This window comes from Erythrobacter sp. JB1-15 (assembly GCF_057365035.1).
This window is the reverse complement of the sequence record NZ_CP200295.1, coordinates 417013-437530: the sequence shown is the minus strand read 5'-3', so window position 1 is coordinate 437530 and position 20518 is coordinate 417013. Positions and strand designations below refer to the sequence as shown.

General features: G+C 59.4%; 18 protein-coding genes. 6 read left to right on the top strand and 12 right to left on the bottom strand.

What is annotated here, in order from left to right:
• Position 1: 1 nt before the first annotated feature.
• From acsF to bchF, 12 genes are read right to left on the bottom strand one after another with little or no spacing between them, the layout of a single operon-like run.
• Positions 2 to 1063, bottom strand: a complete 1062-nt coding sequence (acsF, locus tag AC0V6L_RS02285; RefSeq protein WP_486152743.1) for a magnesium-protoporphyrin IX monomethyl ester (oxidative) cyclase — start codon at positions 1061 to 1063, stop codon at positions 2 to 4.
• Positions 1060 to 1377, bottom strand: coding sequence for a hypothetical protein (locus tag AC0V6L_RS02280; RefSeq protein WP_486152741.1), 318 nt, complete (start codon positions 1375 to 1377; stop codon positions 1060 to 1062). The genes acsF and AC0V6L_RS02280 overlap by 4 nt, the downstream gene beginning before the upstream one ends.
• Positions 1377 to 1892 carry a photosynthetic complex assembly protein PuhC gene (puhC, locus tag AC0V6L_RS02275; protein WP_486152739.1) on the bottom strand — a complete coding sequence of 172 codons (516 nt, stop codon included), beginning with the start codon at positions 1890 to 1892 and terminating at the stop codon, positions 1377 to 1379. Before puhC ends, AC0V6L_RS02280 begins: the two co-directional genes overlap by 1 nt.
• Positions 1889 to 2686, bottom strand: a complete 798-nt coding sequence (gene puhB, locus AC0V6L_RS02270) for a photosynthetic complex putative assembly protein PuhB (RefSeq protein ID WP_486152737.1) — start codon at positions 2684 to 2686, stop codon at positions 1889 to 1891. Before puhB ends, puhC begins: the two co-directional genes overlap by 4 nt.
• The gene (puhA, locus tag AC0V6L_RS02265) at positions 2677 to 3489 is read right to left on the bottom strand and encodes a photosynthetic reaction center subunit H (RefSeq protein WP_486147742.1); all 813 of its coding nucleotides are present in this window, start codon (positions 3487 to 3489) and stop codon (positions 2677 to 2679) included. The genes puhB and puhA overlap by 10 nt, the downstream gene beginning before the upstream one ends.
• A gap of 46 nt (positions 3490 to 3535) precedes the next feature.
• Positions 3536 to 4972 (bottom strand): BCD family MFS transporter, encoded by a 1437-nt coding sequence (locus AC0V6L_RS02260; RefSeq protein WP_486147740.1) that lies wholly within the window; start codon positions 4970 to 4972, stop codon positions 3536 to 3538.
• Positions 4969 to 5676, bottom strand: coding sequence for a magnesium protoporphyrin IX methyltransferase (gene bchM, locus AC0V6L_RS02255; RefSeq protein WP_486152735.1), 708 nt, complete (start codon positions 5674 to 5676; stop codon positions 4969 to 4971). The genes AC0V6L_RS02260 and bchM overlap by 4 nt, the downstream gene beginning before the upstream one ends.
• Entirely contained in the window at positions 5676 to 6572 is an 897-nt protein-coding gene (gene bchL / locus AC0V6L_RS02250) for a ferredoxin:protochlorophyllide reductase (ATP-dependent) iron-sulfur ATP-binding protein (protein ID WP_486152733.1), read from the bottom strand. The genes bchM and bchL overlap by 1 nt, the downstream gene beginning before the upstream one ends.
• Before the next feature lie 21 nt (positions 6573 to 6593).
• Positions 6594 to 10181, bottom strand: a complete 3588-nt coding sequence (locus tag AC0V6L_RS02245) for a magnesium chelatase subunit H (protein ID WP_486152731.1) — start codon at positions 10179 to 10181, stop codon at positions 6594 to 6596.
• Positions 10171 to 11766: a ferredoxin:protochlorophyllide reductase (ATP-dependent) subunit B gene (bchB, locus tag AC0V6L_RS02240; protein ID WP_486152729.1), complete on the bottom strand. Its 1596-nt coding sequence runs from the start codon at positions 11764 to 11766 to the stop codon at positions 10171 to 10173. Before bchB ends, AC0V6L_RS02245 begins: the two co-directional genes overlap by 11 nt.
• 3 nt (positions 11767 to 11769) lie before the next feature.
• Positions 11770 to 13065, bottom strand: a complete 1296-nt coding sequence (locus AC0V6L_RS02235) for a ferredoxin:protochlorophyllide reductase (ATP-dependent) subunit N (protein WP_486152727.1) — start codon at positions 13063 to 13065, stop codon at positions 11770 to 11772.
• Positions 13062 to 13619: a 2-vinyl bacteriochlorophyllide hydratase gene (bchF, locus tag AC0V6L_RS02230; protein WP_486152725.1), complete on the bottom strand. Its 558-nt coding sequence runs from the start codon at positions 13617 to 13619 to the stop codon at positions 13062 to 13064. The genes AC0V6L_RS02235 and bchF overlap by 4 nt, the downstream gene beginning before the upstream one ends.
• 249 nt (positions 13620 to 13868) lie before the next feature.
• Between bchF and AC0V6L_RS02225 the strand changes: the two genes are divergently transcribed.
• The 6 genes from AC0V6L_RS02225 to AC0V6L_RS02200 all read left to right on the top strand — a co-directional run bounded on the left by AC0V6L_RS02225 (position 13869) and on the right by AC0V6L_RS02200 (position 20467).
• Positions 13869 to 14825, top strand: coding sequence for a cobalamin B12-binding domain-containing protein (locus AC0V6L_RS02225; protein ID WP_486152723.1), 957 nt, complete (start codon positions 13869 to 13871; stop codon positions 14823 to 14825).
• A gap of 6 nt (positions 14826 to 14831) precedes the next feature.
• Entirely contained in the window at positions 14832 to 16259 is a 1428-nt protein-coding gene (gene ppsR / locus AC0V6L_RS02220; RefSeq protein ID WP_486152721.1) for a transcriptional regulator PpsR, read from the top strand.
• 230 nt (positions 16260 to 16489) lie between these two features.
• Entirely contained in the window at positions 16490 to 17392 is a 903-nt protein-coding gene (chlG, locus tag AC0V6L_RS02215; RefSeq protein ID WP_486152719.1) for a chlorophyll synthase ChlG, read from the top strand.
• Positions 17392 to 18780, top strand: a complete 1389-nt coding sequence (locus AC0V6L_RS02210; RefSeq protein ID WP_486152717.1) for a BCD family MFS transporter — start codon at positions 17392 to 17394, stop codon at positions 18778 to 18780. Before chlG ends, AC0V6L_RS02210 begins: the two co-directional genes overlap by 1 nt.
• The gene (locus AC0V6L_RS02205) at positions 18777 to 19976 is read left to right on the top strand and encodes a geranylgeranyl diphosphate reductase (RefSeq protein ID WP_486152715.1); all 1200 of its coding nucleotides are present in this window, start codon (positions 18777 to 18779) and stop codon (positions 19974 to 19976) included. The genes AC0V6L_RS02210 and AC0V6L_RS02205 overlap by 4 nt, the downstream gene beginning before the upstream one ends.
• Complete coding sequence (locus AC0V6L_RS02200) at positions 19973 to 20467, top strand: TspO/MBR family protein (protein WP_486147716.1); 495 nt, start codon at positions 19973 to 19975, stop codon at positions 20465 to 20467. Before AC0V6L_RS02205 ends, AC0V6L_RS02200 begins: the two co-directional genes overlap by 4 nt.
• The last annotated feature ends 51 nt before the right edge of the window (positions 20468 to 20518 follow it).

Below are 20518 nucleotides of genomic sequence, written 5' to 3'. Positions count from 1 at the left end.
ATCACCATGCCGGTTGAAGCCTGATTGATTGCGGCAATGCGTTGGATTTGGTGCGCTGGAAATACATCCGCGCAAAATTGTATCCAGCGCCTGCAATCCCGCTTATGCGCTTGGCCATTCCGCCAATGCCGCCTTGTTCCTTGCCATCTTCGATCCGGGCAGCGGCCAGGCGCAGCTTTTCCATCCGGGCGCGGAATTTGGGATCATCAATATCCAGCTCCACCGGGAAAACCTGGCGGCTGATCTGATTGGTGATTTCAAACACCTTGTAATCATACTCGGTCGGATCAACGCCCAGCGCCTTGTGAAAGACAGGACGGTCATGATCGCGCACATACATTGTGGCGTAAACCGACAGCAGGAAAAACCGCACCCACAGCTTGTTCGATCCCTCCAGCAGCTTGGGATCAGCGCGCATCAGCATCGCAAACGCTTCGCCGTGGCGAAATTCGTCATTGCACCATTCCTCGAACCAGTCGAAAATCGGGTGAAACTTGTGCTGCGGATTGGCGGCCAGATGGCGGTAGATCGTGATATAGCGGGCATAGCCGATCTTTTCCGACAAATAGACCGCGTACCAGATAAACTTCGGCTTGAAATAGGTGTATTTCTTGGTCCGGGTAAGAAAGCCCAGATCAACGCCAATGCCTGCATCTTTCAGGCTTTCATTGATAAAACCTGCATGACGGCTTTCATCGCGCGCGAGCAGCTTGAACAGCTGTTTGACATCGGGGTTCTTGGTGCGCTTGGCAATTTCGGCATAAAGCACACAGCCGGAAAATTCCGACGTCATCGAACTCACCAGAAAATCGGTAAACTCCTTGCGCAAAGCCGGCTCCAACCCTTCGATCACGCCTTCGAAATTGGCCTTTTGGCGAAAGTGATACTTGTTGGGATCGGCCGTCATATCGGCGATCAACTGGTCCCATTCCGCCCGCACGCTCGACACATCAATCGCATCAAGCGCGTCGTAATCGGTGGTGTAGAACCGGGGGGTCAGCATGGTTTCGGTGGTCGCAAGGGCCATCGCATCTTCGCTGGTCATGGGCTTGTATGCGTTCATTTGATCCTCCCTGCGTTAAAGCTGACTTCGTACAATTCGGCGAGGTCGAAATAGGCCGCCAGCCGCGTTAGCGCGCGGACAAGCGGGCCTGCGCGCGTGACGGTTGCGGTGCGCTCGAACACTTCGCGCGAACCAAAGGGGATGGAAATCGGATCGCCGTGCACGCGCACTTTGTCGCCCGGTTCCATTTCAATGTCATCGGGCAGATCGACATGGGCGTGAAAATGCTCTGAGCTTTGCTCAACCGTGATTGTGCAGCCAATCTCAAATTGCCGCGCCGTGATAGCTGATCCCTGAGCCATCGTGTTCGCCATTATTCGGCTCCCTGTTGTGAAAAAGCAGTGCGCGCAGATTGTGCGTGCAGCATTTCGGCAAAGACGGCGCGATTGTCTGCGCCGAAAGAGGCAAGTTCGATGGTTTTGCCGGTCGTGTCATCGCCCAAAGTGAGCGCGCCATTGTCCCATTCGACCAAGGTAAAGCCCGTTTCCGACCCGATCCCGCGAATGCGGCGCTGATGGACCAAAGCGCGCGCGGTTTGCCGCACAAATCCGCCAGTGCCTGCGTTAAATTCACCGATCACCATGCCGCTATTGGCATCTTCCACCCGTACAATCCCGCCGGGCGCATCGTAAAACTGGATGGACCGGACCGCGATTTCTTTCGTGCCTTGCGCCGCGCGGATTTCGGAAGGCACGCCTTCGCGATCAAAATAGCCCAGAGTTACAGATGCGGTTAGCGCGATTGAGCTGATGACAACCGCCCCGATCATCATCAAAGGCACGCGGTGGACCGCAATGTCATCGTCTTCGTCAAAGGTTCTGACGATCATGCCGGTGCCCCTTCCATGCCGCCTGAATTGCCGCGCTGCGGCGCCTGACCAGACCGGTGGTCAAGGGCCTGATGGTCACGGGCAGGCTGCGGCCGTGTTTCTGCGCCCATGGATGCAGATGCTTCGCCCGGCGCGCCGCTGATATTGCGATCAATCGCGCCGTAATGCGCGCGCGCCTCAGCCAGAGTTTGCGCCACGCTTTCAGCATCCGCCACACCGCGCAGCATTGGTTGCGGGCGCGAGAAATGGAACGGGCGCACATGCGGCCACAGCAGGAAATAGCCAAGCAGCCGCTCACCCTTAAGGTCCACCGCGATATCGCCAAAACCTTTGCCGCGCATTTTCAGATCCGCCGCGCTGATATGTTTCAGCGGCACATTGATCCGCGTTTCAATCGCCATGCCAATGCGCAGGATCAGCCGCACATCGGTAAGGATATACAGGCTTGTGCGCGCGCTCAGATGCGCAATCCCCGTCAGCACTGCAACGCCCAGCGCGCCAAGCCCCACCACGATCATCGCTTTTTCGAAAGAACCAAACGCAAAAGCGAGCCCTGAAAGCACTGCGAAATACACCGCGACTTTGCGCGTGTGAAAAGCCGACCGCGCAAGCACTGCGGGATCGGGCCGTCCTTTCCACAAGACCCGCTCATCAGCCGCAGGCGTTCCCATCGGGTCGCCATGCGCGGTGGGGCCGGCTTCGCTGGCAAAGCCATCAGGTTCATTCAGCTGCGCGCTGGCAGGCGCATTAACGCGCCCATCAGCATCGCCGCTGGATTTTGAGGTTAGATCCACGGTTCAGCCCTCTCAGCCGTTGCATACATGTATCCGCCGCCGAAATAGGCCATGATCTTGTCTTCCTCGAGGCGAGTGATCTGCCCCGGAGTGGCCAGACGAGGAACATCAGCGAATTGATCGGCGGTGATGGCATCAATCTCGATCTCATCGGCTTTGTCAGGCCAGATGCCAGTGAGCAGACCCTTGCCGCCGACACAGGCGACGAACATGGGCGCAAGCACTTTGTCGCCTGCATTGGTTTCCACTTCGAGATAGCGGATCAGATGCTCGGACTGATCGACCCAGATATCGGTGACTTTGCCAGCGACTTTCTTGTCCGCTGCGACCACAGGCCAGCCGATCACATCGGGATCACCCGGCGCAATTTCTATCTCGTGGCTCACGCCAATCGGAACAATGCGCGGGCGGCCATCAAATGTGAGGTCGGGATAATCCGCACGCTCGGTAAAGGCAGCCGGGCCCATGCCGTCTTTCATCGGATTGCCCGTCGGCACAAATGGAGCGCCGCCGCCGCTGAATGTTTGTTTGGCCGGGATATTGGCAATTTTGCTCAGCTCATCGCGCGGTTGATCTTCGGGCACGTAAACCCCGCGGCCATGCGGCAGCTTGAACACTTTTTTGTCGCCCACATTGAGCAGCGGCACGCTTTCAATGCGGCCGGTTTTCTCATCTTCGAGCGGATAACCCTCGCGACGACTTTCGCGCGCAAGATACAGCACAAGGCCGATAAAGAAGAAGAAAAACAGGAAAAATGTCAGCTCTGCGACATCGAAAGTTCCCACGATATAGGCGGTTCTCATAGTACGGTCCTTCCTTGAGGTAGGGCGGCTGATCCCTTGGGCCGCATCATGTTGGGAATTCGCGCAGGCCAAACGGCTGACCGGCGCTTTCCCCGTTATCGGTGGTGGAATTGCGATGCCGGCCAACAAGCGGCCCGATCGCGGCGAGAGCTGCCAAAAGCAGCAGAATTTCGATGAGATAGACGGCGCTGTACCCGGTCGCGCGGGTCGCCACCGCAGCAGACAGATCGCCTGACAGCGCAATTGCCGCGCTGATGTCGCGGATCGCCCCGCCAAGAGCAATGCCTGCGCCGGCGCATGTCGCCTGCACCGCGCCCCATGCGCCCAGCGCAAGGCCCGATGTCTCGGCTTTGGCCAAATTCATCGCTTCGATCAGAGTGCCAACCGAAAATAAACCGAGCCCAAGACCGATGACGATGGAGCCTGCAAACAATAGCGCGGATGAATTGAACGGCGCTGCAAACAGCACCAGCAAAAACGCCGCCACGCCCAATACCAGCCCCGCGCCCGCTATGCGCAAAGGATCGCCCCCGCGCGCAAGCCAGCGGCCCGATACCAGGAACCCGCCCAGCGCGCCCAGTGCCCAGGCGCCCGTCAGCCCAGTGGTTGCGCCCACGGACAGGCCAAGGATTTCCCCGCCATACGGTTCAAGCAAAGCATCCTGCATCGCAAACCCCGCAGCGCCAATTCCGATTGCCGTCAGCAGCCGCGCATTGCGGCCATCGCGCACAAATGCGCGCCACAAGCGGCCAAAATCCGGGGTTTCGCGGTCCGGCGCAGTGGCGGCTTTGTTGCGCGCTTCCTGTTTCCACAGAGCGACCACATTAAGCGCCATAGTCAGCACCGCAGCGCCCTGAATGACTTGCACCAGCCGGGTCGGGCTGAAATCGATCAGCAAACCGCCGATCACAAATGCCGACAGCATCATGCCGACCAGCAGCATCACATAAAGCAGCGCAACCGCGCGCGGGCGCTTGTCTTCAGGCGCAAGATCATTGGCCAGCGCCAATCCGGCGGTTTGCGTGGTGTGAAACCCGGCGCCGGTCATCAAAAACGCCGCTGCCGCTGCGACGACGCCCACGCTTTGTTTGGCCGGATCTTCCAGCAAAAGCAGCGCAAATGGCATGATCGCCAGTCCGCCAAATTGCAGCATTGTGCCCATCCAGATATAGGGCACTCGCCGCCAGCCCAGCACCGAACGGTGCGTGTCCGATTTGTGCCCGATCAGCGCTCGGAAAGGCGCAACCAGCAATGGCACCGCGATCAGCAGCGCGACAATCCATGCGGGCACCGACAATTCGACAATCATCACCCGGTTCAGCGTGCCGTTAAGCAGAACTGCCGCCATCCCAACGCTCACCTGAAACAGCGCGAGCCGCAACAATCGCTCCAGCGGCAAATCCGCGCTTGCCGCATCGGCAAACGGGAGCCAGCGCATGCTGAGCTGCGTCAAGGGGGAGGGAGGGCGAACAGGCGTGGTCATCCGTGGCGGACCATTTCCAGCGCCTGGCTTTTGTAAAACCCGCTCGAGATGCGCTGCGAGCGGCCGATAGACCAACCGGGAATAGCGGAAAGCCGCGCGCGCAGTTCTGTTTCTGCCACGGGCACAATAGCGGGCGAGCGGTCGCTTTTGGGGAAGACCTTGCCCACCGAATGCATCGCGCCCAGCAGCTTTGTGTGCGGGGCGAATGTGAACAGGATCGAACGGGTGGTGCGCTGCGCCAATTCGGCAATGGAATCGACCAAATCAGCAGGCGCATAATGAATGAGCGAGTCCATAGCGACCGTGTGCTCAAATGTGCCAAAGGCCGGATCTAGCATATCGCCCGTGCGCCAGCGCACTTTGCCATGGCCCACAAAGCCCTGCGCGCGCCCGCGTGCCACATCGACAAGGCCGCCTGCGACATCAACCGCAGTGACATCTGCGCCCCGGCACGCTGCTTTCACTGCCAAAGCGCCCGTTCCGCAGCCCGCATCCAGCACGCGTGTGCGGCGCAAATCGCGCGGCAACCAGCCCATCAAAGTTTCGCGCATTTCCTCGCGTCCGGCGCGCACGGTTGCGCGAATGCCGCTGACTTTTGCGTCAGAGGTAAGGTCAATCCAGGCCTGCTTTGCCGTGCTGTCGAAATAGGTCGCAAGCTTTTCGCGGCGCTCGGTATAAGGTGTGTCTGATACGCGGCTGGCCATTATTCAAACCCCAGAAAGTCGAAAATGTCGCGGTCTTTCATCGGCGCGGCTGTTGACGGCTCAACGCCTGCCCACAGCATCGCGGCAAGGCGCAGATATTCATCCTGAGCCTGGATCACGTCGGGCGCATCTTCCATTTCGAACAAAGTGCATTTTTTAAGGCGCGAGCGGCGGATCGCATCGACATCGCGGAAATGCGCCAGCCGCGGCATCCCAATCTCTTCGCAGAAGCGGTCAATCTCGTCGGTTTCGCGTGAACGGTTCGCGACAACCCCTGCAAGGCGCACATCGTAATTCTTGGATTTTGCTCCGATGGCCTGAACGATGCGGTTCATGGCAAAGATGCTGTCAAAATCATTGGCGGCAACCACCAAAGCGCGCTCTGCATGTTGCAAAGGCGCGGCAAATCCGCCGCACACCACATCGCCAAGCACATCGAAGATCACCACGTCGGTGTCTTCGAGCAGGTGATGCTGCTTGAGCAGTTTGACCGTCTGGCCCACAACATAACCGCCGCAGCCCGTGCCCGCTGGCGGGCCGCCCGCTTCGACGCACATCACGCCGTTATACCCTTCGAACATGTAATCGTCGGGGCGCAGTTCTTCTGAGTGAAATTCAACCGTCTCCAGCACATCAATCACGGTCGGCATAAGTTTTTTGGTCAGCGTAAACGTGCTGTCATGCTTGGGATCGCAGCCGATTTGCAGGACGCGGTGGCCAAGCTTGCTGAAAGCGGCTGAAAGGTTCGAAGAGGTGGTCGATTTGCCGATCCCTCCTTTGCCATAAACGGCGAACACTTTCGCGCCTTTGATCTGATCGGCAGGGTCAAGCTGGACCTGAACTGATCCTTCTCCGTCAGCTTTGCCGAAGCTGGATTTGGGTGTTTGTAGGTTCATAGTCTCAAGCGATCCCTCTGCTTATCCTTCGCTCGCAAACACGCCTTCGAGGCGGTCTTCGAGTTCGTCATTGGCCTCGCGCAGTGCGGCGAGTGTTTCATCATCGGGTGTCCACAATTGGCGGTCACACGCTTCCAGCAGGCGGCCTGCAACGCGCGCAGATGCTTTTGGATTGAGCTGCGAGAGGCGGCGGCGCATGTCTTCATCGAGCACGAATGTCTCGCTGATCTGCTCATACACCCACGGTTTCACCTGCCCCGTAGTGGCAGACCAGCCCAGCGTGCTCGTCACATGACCTTCAATCGCGCGCACGCCTTCAAATCCGTGATCGAGCATGCCTTCAAACCATTTGGGATTGAGCGTGCGAGTGCGCGCTTCAAGGTCGATCTGTTCGGATAAAGTGCGCACTTTCGCCTTCGAACCGCGCGTTGCATCAAGGATGTAGACCGGCGCGTCTTCGCCTTTGGCTTTGGCAACCGAACGGCTGACCCCGCCAAGCCCGTCGACATATTGATCGACATCATTGATGCCGAGCTCGATGCTCTCGAGGTTCTGGTAAGTGAAATCGACGGTGCCCAGTGCGCTTTGAAGCAGGTCGCGCTGCTGCACGGGTGTGCCGCTGACACCGTAAGCATAGCCTTTGTTGACCTCAAACGCATTGGCGAGTTCATCAGGGTCTGCCCATGCGCCGCCGTCGATCATCTGATTGACGTTCGCGCCGTATGATCCTTCGGCATTGGAGAAGACGCGTAAAGCGGCGGTTTCGATATCGCAGCCATGTTTTTCAGCGTGAGCAAGCGAGTGTTTGCGCACGAAGTTTTGTGTGACGGGTTCGTCCGCTTTGGCGGCAAGCAAGGATGCCTCTGCCAGCATCCGCGTTTGCAAAGGCAAAAGATCGCGGAAAATGCCCGACAGGGTCATCACCACATCAATGCGCGGACGGCCCAGCTCCTCCAGCGAGATTAGCTCTGCCCCGCACAGCCGGCCGTAAGCATCGCGCCGCGGTTTGGCCCCGATCAGCGTCATCGCCTGCGCAATCTGGACGCCTTCGGTTTTCATATTGTCAGTGCCCCACAGCACCATTGCGATGCTTTCGGGGAAGGGATCGCCGCTTTCGATATGGCGCTCAATCAGCTTTTCAGCCTGATCGCGGCCCTGCATACAGGCATAAGCGGAAGGCACGCGGAAAGGATCAAACCCGTGGACATTGCGGCCCGTCGGCAGCACGTCGGGATTGGCGACAATATCGCCGCCGGGGGCGGGCTGAACATAGCCGCCATCCAGCGCATGGATCAGCGATCCAAGTTCATCGCTCGCATCAAGTTTGGCCGACATGGCATCGCGGTCTGCGCTTTCGCCAGCGGTTTGGGCTGCCTCTACCATCGCATCGAGCATATCCTCGCGGTTTTCACCTTGCGGGTTTTGCCCAAGCACATGCAGACCATGCGGGATCAGCGTTTGCTCCAGCTCGTAAAGCTGCGCGCCCAGTGCGGAAATATCCGCGCATTCAATATCGAGCGCATCACATTGATCTGTAATGAGTTCGGCAAGATCGGCGCGCTCTGCCGCGCTATCCGACATGCGCCAGCGCTCCACGCTCTCTTTCAGCTCGGTAAGGCCTTTATACAGGCCCGCCTGCGCCAGAGGCGGTGTCATATAGCTGACGAGAGTGGCAGCCGAGCGGCGTTTGGCAAGCATCCCTTCGGAGGGGTTGTTGGCCGCATAGAGATAATAATTGGGCAGATCGCCGATCAACCGTTCGGGCCAGCAATCACCTGACATGCCCACTTGCTTGCCGGGCATGAATTCGAGCGCGCCATGGGTGCCGAAATGCAGCACCGAATGCGCGCCGAAATCCTCGCGGATCCAGCGGTAGAACGCGCTGAACGCATGGGTGGGGGCAAAGCGGCCTTCGAACAAGAGCCGCATCGGATCGCCTTCATATCCAAAGGCAGGCTGCACGCCCACAAAGACATTACCGAAATGCGCGCCGAGCACGTGAATATTGCTGCCGTCTGATTGCGCTTTGCCCGGCGCAGGGCCCCAATGCTCTTCGATCTCGTCAAGATGCACTTCGCGCCGGACATGCTCGTCCGCTGGAATGCGCGCGGCGACATTGGCATCTGCGCCGTATCGTTCGGCATTGCCTTTGAGCAAAGCATCGCGCAAGTCGTCGACGCTTTCGGGAACTTCGACGCTGTATCCCTCGCTGGCGAGGCGTTTGAGCGTCGCATGAAGCGATTCGAACACCGCCAGAAACGCCGCAGACCCGGTTGCGCCTGCATTGGGCGGGAAATTGAACAATACCACGGCCAGCTTGCGCGCGGCGCGCTGGGAGCGGCGCAATTCGATCAGCTTGGTCACACGCTTGGCCAATGCGCCCGCGCGCTCGGGATCGGCTGTCATCGTGCGAACTGGGCCATCGGATGTGTTCGTACGCCCGCCAAACACACTCGGCACAGTTCCGCCGTCAAGTTCGGGCAGCGCCACCATCATTGTCGCTTCAATCGGGAGCAGACCTTGCGAGCGGCCTCGCCATTCCTCGATCGTCTGAAATTCCAGCGCATGGGCAGCCAGATATGGCACATCCATATCGCCGAGCACTTCGCGCGCGGCTTCCGCATCGTTGTAAGCAGGCCCGCCCACTAGCGAGAAACCGGTTAGGTTTACAATCGCATCCACGCTGGGCTTGCCGTGTTTGTCGTAGAAAAACCGCTCAATTGCAGGCCGCGCATCAAGGCCGCTGGCAAAGACCGGCACGACATTAAGCCCGGCTGCTTCGAACGCTTCGATCACACCGTCATAATGGCCGCTATCATGGCCCAGCAGATAAGAGCGCAGCAGGATCAGCCCGACAGTGCCGTTCTTGCCTTTGGGCGAAGGCAGCAGCCGCAAACCTTCGGAAATGCGCTGACGAGTACGGGGATGATAGACGCCGGTTTCGGGATATTCGCGCGGCGCATCGGCTTTGGTGATGCCGCGGCGTGCCATGCGCTCTCCGCCCGCATACCGATCAATCAGCGCGCGCACCATCGCGATGACGTTTTCGTCAGAACCCGCCAGCCAATATTGCAGCGTAAGGAAATAGGCGCGCACGTCCTGCGCGGTCCCGGGAATGAATTTGAGAATTTTAGGCAGGCGGCGCAGCATTTTCATCTGGCCCGCGCCCGATGATGCGCCCTGTTTCTTCGATCCGCGCAGCTTTTTGAGCAGCGCCAGTGGTCCTTTGGCCGGCGCATCCATCCGGTATCCGCCAAGCCGCGTCAGCTTCACCACTTCGCCAGCCGACATAAGCCCAAGCATGGCATCGCAATGTTCGCGCCGTTCTTCCAAGGCGGGCAGGATTGCGCGCACATGATCGTCAAGGAACAGCATGGTCGCAATGACGATATCCGCCTCGGCAATCGCGGCTTTGGCCTCGTCCAGATGGACGCTGTCGCGGTCCCAATCCGCAGCGGCGTGCAAAGTGAGGTCGATATTGTCGCGCGCGAGCTGATCACCGGCGCGCTCGGCTGCGCCTTTAAGGTGATTGTCGAGCGTGATGATCGCAACCCGGACGGGCGCTTTGCTGCGCAGGGCAGGCGGTGCGGGGCGCGCACTACCGGGCATAATGCGCTTTCGCATCGTAAAGCGTGTCGAGATCTATCGGTGCCCGGCTGTTCTGGGCGGCGAACGCTTCGGTGTTGCGGCGGGCTTTCCCGCGCACGAAAAACGGTATTTTCTTCAGCTCGCGGCTGGCTTCGTCGGTCCAGACTGCCCCATCAAACGCGGTCACTTCGGGTTCGGGTATGGGATCAGCCTCTGCCCCCTCCTGCGCCGCCGGAGCCGGAGCCGCAGCAGCCGCTGGCATATGGGCGCGGGGCGAATGCGCAGCGTGATGCGATGCGCCCGCTTCATCGGAAAACTCAAAATCCTCACGGAACATGGTGAGCAGGTGTTCTTCCAGCCCCATCACCAGCGGATGGACCCATGTATCGAAGATCACATTCGCGCCTTCAAAACCCATTTGCGGGGAATGGCGCGCGGGGAAATCCTGCACATGGACAGGCGAGGATATCACCGCACACGGCATGCCCAGCCGTTTGGCGATGTGGCGTTCCATCTGCGTGCCCAGAACCATTTCCGGCGCGGCTTCGATGATCGCTTCTTCGACTGCGAGATGATCGTCGGTGATCAGCGGTTCGACACCGTAAAGCTTGGCAGCTTCGCGGATTTCGCGGGCAAATTCGCGGTTGTAACAGCCAAGGCCGCAGACCTCGAAGCCCAGCTCATCACGCGCGATACGCGCCGCTGCAACGGCGTGGGTCGCATCGCCAAAAATGAAGACGCGTTTGCCGGTGAGATAGGTCGAATCGACGCTTCGGCTCCACCATGGCATGCGGGAATGGGTGTCGCCGAGGGCAAGCGTGGGATCTGCACTTGCCAACTCGGCGACGTCGGCAATGAAAGCGCGTGTGGCGCCCACGCCGATAGGGATTGAGCGAACCGTTGGCTGTTTGAACGTGCGTGTCAGCCAGCGGGCCGCTTCATCTGCTATTTCGGGATAAAGGGAGATATTGAAATCGGCATTGCCGATCCGGGTGATGTCATGCGGGGTCGCGCCCAATGGGGCGACCAGGTTCACTTCGACATCCAGTTGTTCGAGAATCTTCTTGATCTCAACCAGATCATCACGGTGGCGGAAACCAAGCGCGGTGGGGCCAAGGATATTGGCGCGCGCTTTCCTGCCTTCGCGTGGTTCGCGCGTCACGTCCTTGTCAGCCAGCCCGCGCACGATCTGATAGAAGGTTTCGGCAGCGCCCCAGTTTTCCTTGCGCTGATAGCTCGGCAATTCCAGCGGGATCGCAGGGCAGGGCAGGTCCATCGCTTCGGCAAGGCCAGCGGGATCATCCTGGATGAGCTCTGCGGTGCACGATGCGCCGACAATCATCGCCTGCGGTTTGAAACGCTCCGCAGCTTCTCGCGCGGCGGTTTGAAACAATTCGGCAGTGTCTTTGCCCAGATCGCGCGCTTCGAATGTGGTGTAAGTGACAGGCGGGCGTTTGCCGCGCCGTTCGATCATGGTGAAAAGCAGATCCGCATAGGTGTCACCCTGCGGAGCGTGCAGCACATAGTGCAGCTTCTCCATCGCGGTGGCCACGCGCATCGCGCCGACATGGGGCGGGCCTTCATATGTCCAGACCGAAAGCTGCATCTGCTACACCTCCAGCCTGTCGCGGCGGCGCAGGGGCCGGGCGAAAAGTTCTGCAAGATCGCCGGCCTGATCAAAGCCGTGAATTGGCGAGAAGACGAGCTCGATCGCCCATTTGGTTGAAAACCCTTCCGCCTCCAGCGGATTGGCAAGGCCCAGGCCGCAAACGGTCAGATCAGGTTTGTCTGCGCGCACGCGGTCCAATTGGTTGTCGACATGCTGGCCTTCGCTGATGCGTGTGTTTGGCGGCAGAAGGTCAAGCTCGCGCGCGCAATGCGTGCGGTGGAGATACGGCGTGCCAACCTCGATAGGCTGCATGTTCAGCTCGGAGCTGAGGAACCGCGCGAGCGGCACTTCCAATTGGGAATCCGGCAAGAAGCTGATGCGTTTGCCTTCGAGAGCTTCCAGAGAATGCGCGATGGCGCGTTTGGCCCGCTCACGTCCCGGCGCGATCACCGTTTCAAAATGGGCAGGGTCAATTCCGAAGGCGTCGGCAGCTGCGCGAAGCCAGTCTTCGGTTCCCTCAGCGCCAAACGGGAACAGAGCATCAAGGCGGGTCGCCCCGCGTCCTTCAAGCGCCATGGCCGTGTCGGACAGGAAAGGCTGGGCGAGCAGATAACGGGTATTTGGCCCCACTGAGGGCAGATCGCGGGCATTGCGCGCGGGCAGAACGCCAACACGGTCAATTCCAAGCTGATCGAACAGGCGCAAAAACTGATCTTCGACAATATCAGGAAGCGCGCCGACAATCAGCAGCTCTTGCGCGCTATCCGCCGCCAGAGCAGGCATTTCAGGGACCAGCGCTGCAAGGCAGGCATCTTCGCCCTGCGTAAAAGTCGTCTCAATTCCGCTGCCTGAATAATTCAGGATGCGGACATCAGGCATATGGCGCGCGCCAAGACGTTCGGCTGCTTTCGCAAGATCAAGCTTGATAACTTCAGACGGGCAAGATCCGACAAGGAACAGTGATTTGATATCGGGGCGGCGAGCCAGCAAGCGGTCAACCACCCGGTCAAGCTCGTCCTGCGCATCGACCATGCCGGCCAAATCGCGCTCTTCCATGATCGCGGTGGCAAAGCGGGGTTCTGCAAAGATCATCACGCCAGCGGCTGATTGGAGGAGGTGCGCGCAGGTGCGCGATCCAACCACCAGAAAGAACGCATCCTGCATTTTGCGATGCAGCCAAACGATGCCCGTGAGCCCGCAGAACACTTCGCGCTGTCCGCGTTCGCGCAGGACCGGACGTTCAGTGCGCGGGGCCTCCAGCGTATCGCAGCCGGTAAGAGTGGCGGCCACATTCATGCGGGCACCGCCTGAGCCATCGGCGCCTCAAGCCGCGCCATCCGCAGCTTCCACAGGAATTGCCCTGCATTGATCACATAGGTCGCATAGGCGGCCAAAGCGACAAACAAGCGCTGCTCAACCGAACCAATGCCGCCAAACAGCATCACCAGATACAGCGTGTGCAATGCCAGCACCGCCATCGAAAACACATCTTCCCAAAAGAATGCGCGGGCAAACAGCCATTTGCCAAACACGACCTTTTCCCAGATCGAACCGGTGACCATGATCGCGTAAAGCACCAGCGTCTTTACGACGATGGAGATATCAGCGGCAAACGCGCCTTCGCCTGTTGCCAGCGTGCGGATGACCAGCGTGAGGCTGATGAGGAAGACCAGAAATTGGAAGGGAGCGAGCAGACCCTGCACCATCGTCCAGCGCGTTTCATCGCGCCGCTGGCGTTCAGCTGGCGTGTAAAGCGCGGTGCGCGCTGCCTCTCTCTCGCTCGACCGGGCTGCTGCCGTGGGTTCGACCGGGCCTGGTTGGACTGGGGATACGTGATCCGTCCGAGTCATTAAGCGTTTACCCTTCCTGTCAGAATCAGGAATTACGCCCTTCGCCCGGAAAGTGTCAACTCTTATTGACGTAATAATAAAGTTACACACTGGAGCGTGATTGACGCAGACATTGCAGCAGGGGCGATTGTAGCCTATGGCTTGTCTTGTCGAGTGTTGGACTCGGAAGGTTTGGAAGAGACCCTCGGCGTTGACGCGAACTCGCGTCACGGACCGGGCTGAACCACCCGGAGGCCTGGGAGGGTCGTTATGACAGCATCCAAGGGCGCAGGCTCACGAAACATCCAGCCGGCAGGCGCTGCGACAGCGGCCTTGCGCAAAGTCATGGACCGTTCGTTGGGCCGCGGAAAATCCAAACCGGCTGACACCGCAGCAAATTTCGGCGCGGGGGCATTGGCCGATATGCTCTCGCAAGATCCGATCAATGATGTGATCGAAAGCGAGCTTATTCCGCGACTGATGATGGTGCATTCGGCGCCCAAAGTGGTTGACGGCGATGCCGATACGCACTCTGCGGAAAAACTCTCTTTATCTGTGAAAGCTGCTGATTTTGCTGGTCTTCCGCTCCATTTGGAAGCGGGCGATCTGCTCGATCACATTGACGGACTTATCAAGGACGGCATCAGTTTCGACACGATCTGTGTCGATGTGCTGGCACCTGCCGCGCGCCATCTGGGTGAGATGTGGTGCACGGATGAATGCGATTTTGTCGACGTTACCATGGGTCTTTGGCGCCTTCAGGAAGTGATGCGCGAATTGTCTGCGCGCACGCCGGGCAGGCGTTCGCAATCGGTTATTCCCGGCACCGCGCTGTTTTCGCCCATGCCGGGGGATACACACGCATTTGGCGCGCAGATGCTCGAGGAGATTTTCGCCAAACATGGCTGGCTCAGCGAGCTGATAATCAAACCCCAACGGCGCGAATTGCTTGACCGGATGTCGCGCAAACCGTTTGACCTTGTCTGCCTTACGATCACGCGCGATTTTTCCGTGTCAGTGATTGCCAGTCTTATCAAGACAATACGCGGCATTTCCGCCAATCCAGACATCACGGTCCTGATCGGCGGAAACATGGTCAATGCCAATCCGGGCCTGGTCGATGAGGTCCGCGCAGATGGAACCGCAAAAGATGCGCATGGGGCGCTAAAATTGGCGGAAAACCTGGTTGAAGCATCTCCCGCGCGCAAAGCGCTTACTTTACGGTAATCCGCAATGCCCATGCTCTCCCGCAAACATTCGCTCGAAGGCAAGAACCCGTTTGGCGATGCCGCCAACCTGTTCGACACGCTCGATTCCGAAGCCGCCATGAAATTGGCGATGGTGGCAGGCGATGTCACTCTCGTTCTGGATGACACCGGCACCATCCTTGATGCAGCCTTTGATCCCAAGGAATTTCCCGAGTTTGGCGAATGGGCAGGCGAAAACTGGATCGAAACGGTCACAATCGAAAGCCAGCCCAAGATCATGGAAATGCTGGCTGCTGCGCGCCGGGGCGAAGTGCAGCATTGGCGTCAGGTCAACCATCCCTCACGCAGCGGCGATGTGCCGATCCGCTATGCCGTTTTAAGCGTCAATGATGGCGATCATTTCATCGCCTTTGGCCGCGATCTGCGCGATGCGGGCAAATTGCAGCAGCGACTTTTGCAAGTGCAACAATCACTTGAGCGTGATTATTTGACAATGCGTCAACTGGAATCGCGCTATCGCATGCTGTTCGATCTTTCGGCAGAGCCAGTGATGATTGTTGAGGCATCGAGCCTGCGCATAAGGGAGGCAAACCCTGCTGCGCACAGCCTTGTCGGCGCGCGTTTGGGCAGTTTGCCGGGCAAAAAATTGCTCAGCCTGATCGACCGTGCATCGCGCGATCCCTTGCAAGCCATGGTGGGCGCGGCTTTGGCTGCCGATTCCATCGGCCCTGCCACGATCACACTGGCGAAAGGGGCGCGCGAAGTTGCGGCATCCATGGCCGGTTTCACTCAGGATCGCGGGCAATTTCTGCTTGTTCGGCTGGTTCCCCACGGCGAAGGCGGCGCGGCTGAGCCATCGCCGGTCGCAGACCTTGTTGAAAATATGCCTGATGCTTTCGTGGTGGCGAATGCAAATATGGAGATTGTCAGCGCCAATCAGGCCTTTGTTGAACTGGTCCATGCGGCCAGCTTTGATCAATTGCGCGGCCAGCACCTGTCTGAAACCATTGGCAGACCCGGCATTGACCTTGATCTGATCGAAAACCAGATCAGCCAGCATGGCGCAGCTCGTAATGTCAGCACTGTGCTGCGGGCAGGCGATGAAATTGATGGTGAGCCAGTGGAATTGTCCGCGGTTCGCAGCGGAGGCGAGGAGCCGCTTTACGCCTTTGTCATCCGCCCGATTGGCCGCCGTTTGCGCGATCTGCCACCCGGATCGCAGGATTTGCCCCGTTCCGTGGACCAGCTGACCGATCTGGTCGGACGGATGCCGCTTAAGGATATTGTGCGCGAAAGCACTGATTTGATTGAGCGTTTGTGCATTGAGGCGGCGCTCTCTTACACTTCGGACAATCGCGCATCGGCCGCCGAAATCCTCGGCCTGTCGCGCCAAAGCCTGTATTCCAAGCTGCATCGCTACGGCCTCGGCAATCTCGCTAGCGATCCTGAATAGGCACCCCCGTAACGCCTTAGCCGGGGGTAAGGCCCCTGCAAGCAGGGTGTAATTGGCGGCAAGGCCGGCCCCAATCTGCCCCTTCATTCCGCAAAATTGGACACATTCATGTCACCACAAGGGGCGAAATTTGCCTCCTGATGGGACATTTCGGCGCAAAAGCGGCCTATGCCGGGATAAGAGTGTCAAAATAATTTGACGCTTTGTATTGTCACACGTAACTTGTCAGCATGGAAAAACAGGCCGTTTCGACTCGCGCCGCGCCGCTTCCGGCGCTTCGTGATGTTGTGCAGCTTTTACGGCCCATCACCTGGTTTCCGCCCATGTGGGCATTCATGTGCGGCGCTATTTCATCAGGGGCAGGGCTGGATGGCCGCTTGTGGTTTGTCGCAGGCGGCATTTTGCTGGCTGGGCCGCTGGTGTGCGGGACAAGCCAGGCGGTCAATGATTGGTTCGACCGCGAAGTGGACGCGATCAACGAACCCGATCGCCCGATCCCCTCTGGCCGCATAGCGGGCCGCTGGGGCCTGTATATCGCGCTGATCGGCACGGGCATTTCTGCAATTGTGGCTTGGCTGCTGGGGCCGTGGGTGTTTGCCGCAGGGTTGGTCGGGCTTGCGCTTGCATGGGCGTATTCCGCGCCGCCATTTCGTTTCAAGACAAGCGGGTGGACAGGGCCTGCCGTGGTCGGCTTCACATATGAAGGGTTGAGCTGGTTCACAGGCGCGGCCGTGTTGCTGGGCGCTTTGCCATCTGCGTATGTGCTGATCGTGCTGACGCTGTATAGCATCGGGGCGCACGGCATCATGACGCTCAATGATTTTAAAGCGGTCGAAGGGGACCGCGCAACCGGGCTCAAATCGCTTCCCGTTACGATGGGAGTGGGCGGTGCGGCGCGGCTTGCCTGCGTGACCATGGCGCTGGCGCAGCTTGCCGTGATCGCGCTGTTGGCCTTGTGGGGATACTCGCTCTCGGCGCTGATTGTGGCCGGTGTGCTCGCTGCGCAGATCGCCGCCATGCCGCGCCTGCTCAGCGATCCGGGCAAATACGCGCCGTGGTATAACGGGGTTGGCGTGACCCTTTATGTGCTGGGCATGCTGGCGGCGGCGTTTGGGCTGGGGGGCTATATCTGATGGCTTCGCTCGCTCGCACTGGTGGATCTGGCGGCGCATCTATTGGCGCATCTATTGGCGCATCTGCGACAGGCTTTGGCTGGTTTGCCATTGCGCGCATTGGCTTGGTGCAGGCATCGCTTGGCGCGCTGGTCATGTTGTCGACCACCGTTTTGAACCGCTTGATGGTGGTCGAATACGGGCTGATTGCGGCTATTCCGGCGGGATTGGTCGGTTGGCATTACGGGGTGCAGCTGTCCCGCCCGTTATGGGGGCACGGCTCTGACCAGGGCCGCAAGCGCACGCCGTGGATCATGGGCGGTATGATGGTTCTGGCCGCGGGCGCGCTGCTCGCATCTTATGCGACTCCCATGATGAAGGCCGACTTTGCCGCCAGCATAGCTCTGGCCATTGCCGCCTACACCGCGATCGGCATTGGCGTTGGCATGGCGGGTACATCGGCGCTGGCGCTGCTTGCCTCCGGTGTTGCCCCGCAAAGGCGCGCAGCCGCAGCGGCGACGACATGGATCATGATGGTTGCAGGGATTGTCATTTCCGCCATCACTGTGGGCCAATTGCTCGATCCTTATTCGCCTGCCCGGCTGATGTCGGTGGCAAGCGGACTGGCTGCGATCGTTTTGTGCATCACGGCTTTGGCCACGTTCCGGCTGGATACGGGGCACATCGTTTTTGCAGAAACCAAAAAGAGCGAGCCCGCGCCCGATTTTCGCAAGGCTTTGTCCGAGATTTGGAATGAAACAGCCGCGCGCCGCTTCACAGTTTTCATCTTTGTATCGATGATCGCGTTCAGCATGCAGGATCTGATCCTTGAACCGTTTGCCGGGCTGGTGTTTGCGATGACACCGGGCGAATCCACCCAGCTGGGCGGCCAGCATCAAGGCGGCATTTTGCTGGGAATGATTGTCGCAGGGATTGGCGGCAGCGCGTTCAAAGGCAAGCTGACATCCAATTTGCGGCTCTGGATCATTGGCGGATGCCTTATGTCCGCTGCGGCCTTGTGCGGACTGGCGCTGGCCTCTGCTGTAGGGCCGGGCTGGCCGCTTGCGATCAATGTGTTTGCGCTGGGTCTGGGCAATGGCATTTTCGCGGTTGCTGCCATCGGTTCCATGATGGGTCTGGCAGGCGCGGGCAAAACAACGCGCGAAGGGGTGCGCATGGGCGTATGGGGCGCGAGCCAGGCGATTGCCTTTGGCCTTGGCGGATTGCTGGGGGCAGGGGGGCGCGACATCGCGCTGGCTATCACTGGCAACAATTCAGCTGCGTTCCAGATCATCTTTTCCATTGAGGCAGCGCTGTTCGTGCTTGCCGCGGTGCTTGCGCTGGGGGTTGCTGCTGGGCGGCGGACCACGCGCGATGGGGTCAATCAAGAAGCGGAGGCTTTCGCATGAGCGAGACAATTTACGACGCAGTCATCATTGGCGGCGGGCCAGCAGGGGCCACGGCCGCAAACGATTTGGCGCAGGCCGGCCACTCGGTATGCCTCCTTGAACGCGGCGGCCGGATCAAGCCGTGCGGCGGCGCCGTGCCTCCCCGGATGATGGAAGATTTCGACATCCCGCAAAGCCTGCTGGTCGCACGCGCGCGCTCTGCCCGAATGATCGCGCCATCGGGCCGGGCGGTCGATATGCCCGTGGGCGAGATCGGCTATGTCGGCATGGTTGACCGCGATGAATTTGACGAATGGCTGCGCGAACGCGCGCGCCGCTCGGGTGTGGAGCGGCTACCGGGCACTTTCGAAAAAGTCGAGCGCGATGACGCAGAGCATCCCATTGTTACTTACCGCACACAGCGCGGCGGCCCGATTGAACGCATTCGCGCGCGCTGCATCATTGGCGCAGATGGCGCACGGTCCTCTGTCGCGAAACAATGCCTCGACGGGGCAGAGCGGATGAAATGCGTGTTCGCCTATCACGAGATCATCAAATCCCCTGACAATGACACCGAAGCGTTCGATGCGGCGCGCTGCGATGTGTTCTATCAGGGACGCCTTTCGCCCGATTTTTACGCCTGGGTCTTTCCGCATGGCGACACAGCCAGCATTGGCGTTGGCAGCGCGAACAAGGGCTTTTCCCTGCGCGGCGCGGTATCGACCATGCGCGATGATCTGGGCCTTGCCCGGTGCGAGACCGTGCGCCGCGAAGGCGCACCGATACCGCTCAAACCCTTGAAACGCTGGGATAATGGCCGCGATGTGATCGTGGCGGGCGATGCAGCAGGGATCGTCGCTCCGGCATCGGGCGAAGGTATCTATTACGCCATGACCGGCGGGCGCTATGTTGCCGAAGCTGCCAGCCAGTTCCTCGCCACAGGCGAAGCCAAAGCGCTGCGCAGCGCGCGCAAACGTTTCATGAAAGACCATGGCCGCGTTTTCTGGATTTTGGGTATGATGCAATATTTCTGGTATTCCAGCGACAAGCGCCGCGAGAGGTTTGTCAGCATGTGCGATGACAAAGATGTCCAGCACCTCACCTGGCAGGCCTATATGAACAAGAAGCTCGTGCGCTCCAAACCCATGGCGCATGTGAAGATATTCCTGAAGGATACCGCCCATCTTCTGGGCTTGAGAGAGGCGACAAGATCATGAATATGGCTGTTCGCGCAACGCGTGTTATCCCGATTGTTCTGGCCACTATCGCGGCTCTTGCAGTGGCGGCCATGGGCGCATTTATGACCGATACTGGCCCCTGGTATCAGAGCCTTGCAAAGCCATCCTGGACGCCGGCTGATCCGATATTCGGGATGGTGTGGACGGCGGTATTTGCGCTGATTACTGTGTCGGCCATCACCGCCTGGCGCGCTGCGCCAACTGCGCGCGTGGCGCAGCGCATTGTGGTGCTGTTTGCGATGAATGGCTGTCTCAACATCATCTGGAGCCTGCTGTTTTTCCGCATGCAGCGCCCGGATTGGGCCATGGCCGAAGTGAGCGTATTGTGGCTCTCGATCATCGGATTGATCGTTTATTGCGGCCGCTATTCGCGCATTTCCAGCCTGGCTTTGGTGCCGTATCTGGCATGGGTCAGCGTGGCTGCAGCGCTCAATTGGGCGGTGGTCGATCTGAACGCGCCATTTGGCTGAAACCCTGCTTGAACCGGCACCGCGCGTGCGAGATTTCGGGCGCGGAGCGTC